At 40.6% G+C, this 4,743-nt stretch carries 5 protein-coding genes; all 5 read right to left on the reverse strand.

Annotated elements, in window-relative coordinates:
- Positions 1-703: SufD family Fe-S cluster assembly protein (locus ACLOR3_RS08225; RefSeq protein ID WP_497867952.1), on the reverse strand; the 703-nt coding region annotated here is incomplete at its 3' end.
- A gap of 41 nt (positions 704-744) precedes the next feature.
- Positions 745-1,515: a Fe-S cluster assembly ATPase SufC gene (sufC, locus tag ACLOR3_RS08230; protein WP_023022208.1), complete on the reverse strand. Its 771-nt coding sequence runs from the start codon at positions 1,513-1,515 to the stop codon at positions 745-747.
- 86 nt (positions 1,516-1,601) lie between these two features.
- Positions 1,602-2,759: a glycosyltransferase family 4 protein gene (locus ACLOR3_RS08235; RefSeq protein ID WP_411400872.1), complete on the reverse strand. Its 1,158-nt coding sequence runs from the start codon at positions 2,757-2,759 to the stop codon at positions 1,602-1,604.
- A complete protein-coding gene (gene mecA / locus ACLOR3_RS08240) occupies positions 2,756-3,502 on the reverse strand; it encodes an adaptor protein MecA (RefSeq protein ID WP_411400870.1) in 747 nt (248 codons plus the stop codon). The genes ACLOR3_RS08235 and mecA overlap by 4 nt, the downstream gene beginning before the upstream one ends.
- 164 nt (positions 3,503-3,666) lie before the next feature.
- Positions 3,667-4,503, reverse strand: coding sequence for an undecaprenyl-diphosphate phosphatase (locus tag ACLOR3_RS08245; protein WP_023022205.1), 837 nt, complete (start codon positions 4,501-4,503; stop codon positions 3,667-3,669).
- Positions 4,504-4,743: the final 240 nt, after the last annotated feature.

Genomic DNA, 4,743 nt, shown 5'->3' on the forward strand with positions numbered 1-4,743 from the left:
CTAGTTTGCCACGGCGGCTAATGTAGGCCGTAACATTCTCACCAAGGCGATCAATCGCTGCAAACTTCACTTGCGCTCCAGAACGAGCAATCACTTCAACTGTAATATTAGCAGTCGCTTTGGCACTACCCTCTCCACGCGATTCTAAGCGTTCCAGATAGCTAATCTTACTGTTTTTACCAGAGATAATCAGGATGTGCTTGTTAAATGGCACATCGCTATCACTATCTTGGTAGAATACACCCTCGATTGGCTCCGCAATTTCTACATTATCAGGAATATAGAGAACAGCTCCACTATTGAAATAAGCTGTGTGGTAAGCCGCTAACTTGTCATCATCGTATTTAACAGATGACATGAAAAATTCTTTTATGACCTCTGGAATTTCTTCCAAGGCTGAGTGAAAATCTGTGAAGACAACGCCCTGGTTCGCCAAGTCAACTGGAATCTGTTCAAATACTGTATGGGTCCCATACTGAACCAATTTTAATTGATTGTCAATCGCAGTGAAGTCTGGCACAGCAGTGAGAGGTTCACTTTCTGTAATCGTTCCATCCCCAAGATTCCAACGATGAAATTTCACACGTTCAATCACGGGTAGTTCTAAGTCATCCATTTTATCAAAAGCCTTCTGGCGCAAATCTTGCAACCATTGAGGCTCTGCATGCATTTCTGAAAAAAGTTTGATATTTTCTTTGGTCATTTACTCCTCCTCAAAGATCCTGTTCAGTTTTTGACACAAGATTAGAGTTCTTCTTTGTAGTCGTAACCTAACTCTTCTGCTAATTTCGCGTATCCTTCACGTTCCAAACGCACAGCAAGTTCAGGACCACCTGAAAGGACCACACGACCTTCCATCATCACGTGAACCACATCAGGAGTAATATAGTTTAGGAGACGTTGGTAGTGGGTAATGATCATAGCACCGAAACCTTCACCACGCATTTCATTGACCCCTTTTGAAACCACTTTAAGGGCATCAATATCTAAACCAGAGTCAATCTCATCAAGAAGGGCAAACTTCGGTTCCAACATCAACAATTGCAGAATTTCATTGCGTTTCTTCTCACCACCTGAGAAGCCTTCATTCAAATAACGCTCTGCCATTTCTTCCTTCATGTTGAGAAGTTCCATTTTTTCATCCAATTTTGTGATAAAATCACGAACAGAAATTTTTTCGTCTTCTTCTTTTCCAGCATTCATAGCTGCACGAAGGAATTCAGCATTGGTAATTCCTGGAATTTCTGATGGATATTGCATAGCAAGGAAAAGTCCCATACGAGCACGCTCATCCACTTCCAACTCAAGGATATTTACTCCATCAAATAGAATTTCACCTTTGGTAACTTCATAGTTTGGATTCCCCATAATGGCTGCAGATAGGGTTGATTTCCCTGTTCCGTTAGGACCCATAATGGCTGCGATTTCTCCTGTTCTAAGGGTCAAGTTCACGCCTTTCAAAATTTCCTTGCCTTCAATTTCTACATGAAGATCTTTAATCTCTAATACTGACATTTGTATTCCTTTCTGCTATAGAGTTTTGTCTTATCTAGTATAACAAAAAAAAGCCTAAAAGGCTTTTCTGGTGTTTAGAATCGTTCTTATTTAGTCTTGTTTTTTCTTTTTTGTCGAACTTCCTCTCGATAGGCAGAATTTCCTATATAGCGTAAGCAATTGAGGAGCGGACTATGGTGAGGGCCTAGGACTCCAATCAATTCCGCTAAGAGCTCAACCCCTAATACCAAACCAATGACAAGAAGAACTCCGCCAATACGAGTAGAGATATTCAACAGCAGAGAGATCATAGCAAAAATCATCGAAATTCCATAGATAACCAAAACGGTTCCGCGATGCGTTAAGCCCAAAGAAAGTAAACGATGGTGCAAGTGATTCCGATCTGGTGCATAAAACTTCTGACCAGAGAGAGTCCGACGGACAATTGCTAAAAAGGTATCCGTAATTGGAACTCCCAAGATAATCATCGGCGTAACAACCGCAACAGCTGTTGCATTCTTAAGACCTTGCAAGGACAAAACAGCGATCATAAAACCAATGAAGAGGGCTCCTGTATCTCCTAAATAAAGAATCGCTGGATGATAATTAAAGGGGAAGAAACCAGCAATGGCCATGACTAAGACAAAAATCGTCATGGTCAAAAAGAGATTGGGCACTGGGAGAAAGAAATGAGAAACAATCCCCATCGTCACCAAGGAAATAATCGAAACTCCACTGACCAGGCCATCCAAACCATCAATTAGGTTGACTGCATTGGTAATAGAAATGATCCAAATAACTGTTAAAATATACGATAACCAAGGATCGAAATGAAGAAATGGTCCCCCGAAAGGTATCTTGAAATCATTTAAGCGAAAATCTGTAAAAAACCAGATCACACTAGCTCCTAGGAAAATCCCCAGCATCTTTAACCGCGGTGATAATTCTTTTATGTCATCGACTAAACCAGTCAGTCCAATAATCCATCCTCCAACGACAACTGGTACGGTATAGGTCAGATAAGATGTCTTAGCTACATGCCCCTTTGTAATCATCGGCAACAAAATGACGGTTGCAATGGTAAAAGCAAGAATAATAGCTAAACCACCAGCGCTGGGCATGGGTTTCTTATTGATCCGACGCGCATTTGGATAGTCTACGGCATCTATTTTAAACGCCAATAACCTCACAAAGGGAGTTAGAATCAAACTGATCAAAAAAGTTGCAATCAGGACCAGGATAAATTGTAACGGAAAAGTAATCATACCAAATTAACCTTTTGAAGTTCGTGAATAGCATCTGAGACAAGCAAGAGATGGCCATGTTCCTGAAGGACAGCTCTAGTAGTATCTGTATCTTCCGCATATTCACGCATGGTTGCCAAAAGCCAACCTGGATAATCCTGCGGACACCCTTCCAAATCGATCAGGATGGTTAAATAGTACATCCCGTCCATTTTATAAAGTTCAGAAGTCTCAACAGCATAATGAACTGTTTTTGTAAACCGAATCACTTCTTCTAACTGAGAAAACTGGAGGATATAATAAATATACCGTGTATCTACTGGATGATTCGATGTATCTTCTTCTGAAAGCTGATTTTCGTCAGCCAATTCCTCAGTTTCTAAATGACGGATCGCATCGCCGTCTCCCTTACTCTTTTCAGAGATGGTTTTTTCCAAGGTTTTGATAAATTCGTCCGGAGACATTTGCGACAATTCTTCCATATCAGGCAAGTCGGAAAAATCTTCAAAATTTAAATGCTGATCAATTTTTGATTTGGTCACAAAAACATCGAGTTTATCTGGCTTAGGGGTCACTCGGAAACTTAACATACCACTGTCTAAGAAACTTTCTGGCATTTCTAATTCATCTAAGATGGTATAGAAAAATTCTTCTGTTTTTTCTTGAGGCACCAAAAAATCGGCCATTTCCATGCCCCGTTCTTCTAAGTCCTCTAATTGAATCGTGATTTTAATGGTTGAATCACTGATTTGCTTCATCTTCATGACTGCACCTCATACTATTAGTCTTTCTATTATACTAAAAAGGGACATATTTTTCAAAACATGACCCCCTCCTTAGATAGGAAACAAGACTTAAACAAAAGAGCACTTCCTCACCCGCAAACATAGCAGTTTGAAGAAAAGGAAGAAGCACTCCAATTTTATTATTAGATAAAGATTTTAATCACTGCGTAGACGAGCAAAATCGCTCCCAGAACAATCCGATATTTCCCAAAGACTGTGAAGTCATGAGTTTTGACATAGTCTGTCAAGAAGCGAATCGCTACCATACTAACACCGAAGGCTACCGCCATAGCAACTAAAAGGATTGTTCCTTGGCTGAAGCTTAAAGCATTTCCTCCCAAGACAAACTTAGCGACCTTTAATAGACTAGCCCCAAACATGGCAGGAATCCCCAGATAAAAGGTGAATTCTGTCACAACTGAGCGACTAACTCCATTGACTAAACCACCTACAATTGTTGCACCTGACCGACTGGTTCCTGGGAAAAGCGACAAGACTTGGAACAATCCAATATAGAGAGCTGTCTTATAAGGCAACTTGTGTAATTCCGTCACTTCCGGCTCTACTTGCTCCCGTTTTTCAAGATAAATAAAGGCCCAACCATAGGTAATCAGCATGATGGCTACAGAAAAAGAGTTATGAAAATGAGCTTCAAACCAATCATCCAATTTAAAGACAAAGAGCAGCGGTAGAGTCGCCACAGCAACCTTGGCCCACAATTGCCAAGTCCGTCTTACCTCTTTTTTCGATTTTCCAGGCTTAAATGGATACAGCTTGTCGAAGTAAATCACAACGACAGCCATAATGGCACCTAGCTGAATAACGACATTAAACATCTCCATAAAGGCAGGGTTTTGATCCTTAAACTGGATAAAGTCTTGAATCAAAATCAAATGACCTGTACTTGAGATTGGAAGCCACTCTGTGACTCCTTCAACAATTCCAAAAAGAATCGCTTTTATCAGTTCAATGATAAACATCTTTTTCTCCTAAACTTGCATTTGCTATATTATAACACATTTCTAGCCATAGAACCAGATGCGCTTGCAAGGATGCTTAGACTAAAAGAGAGTGGGACAGAAATCGGTCATTCGTTAGAATTCGATTTCGTCGTCCCACCTCCGCACAGTTGAGTAGGGCTGTAAAAGCTGATAAAATCAGCCTAGTAGAGCCCACTCAACCACTGCGTCTTGCTCGACAATCCAAAGACAATTGAGAGG

Origin of the sequence: Streptococcus intestinihominis, assembly GCF_046824975.1 — a bacterium.
Classification (GTDB): domain Bacteria; phylum Bacillota; class Bacilli; order Lactobacillales; family Streptococcaceae; genus Streptococcus.

What these genes read in the sequence shown, in the direction of transcription:
- sufC (WP_023022208.1), bottom strand. Translation starts at nt 1,515, where the DNA reads ATGTCAGTATTAGAGATTAAAGATCTTCATGTAGAAATTGAAGGCAAG.
- ACLOR3_RS08235 (WP_411400872.1), bottom strand. Translation starts at nt 2,759, where the DNA reads ATGATTACTTTTCCGTTACAATTTATCCTGGTCCTGATTGCAACTTTT.
- mecA (WP_411400870.1), bottom strand. Translation starts at nt 3,502, where the DNA reads ATGAAGATGAAGCAAATCAGTGATTCAACCATTAAAATCACGATTCAA.
- ACLOR3_RS08245 (WP_023022205.1), bottom strand. Translation starts at nt 4,503, where the DNA reads ATGTTTATCATTGAACTGATAAAAGCGATTCTTTTTGGAATTGTTGAA.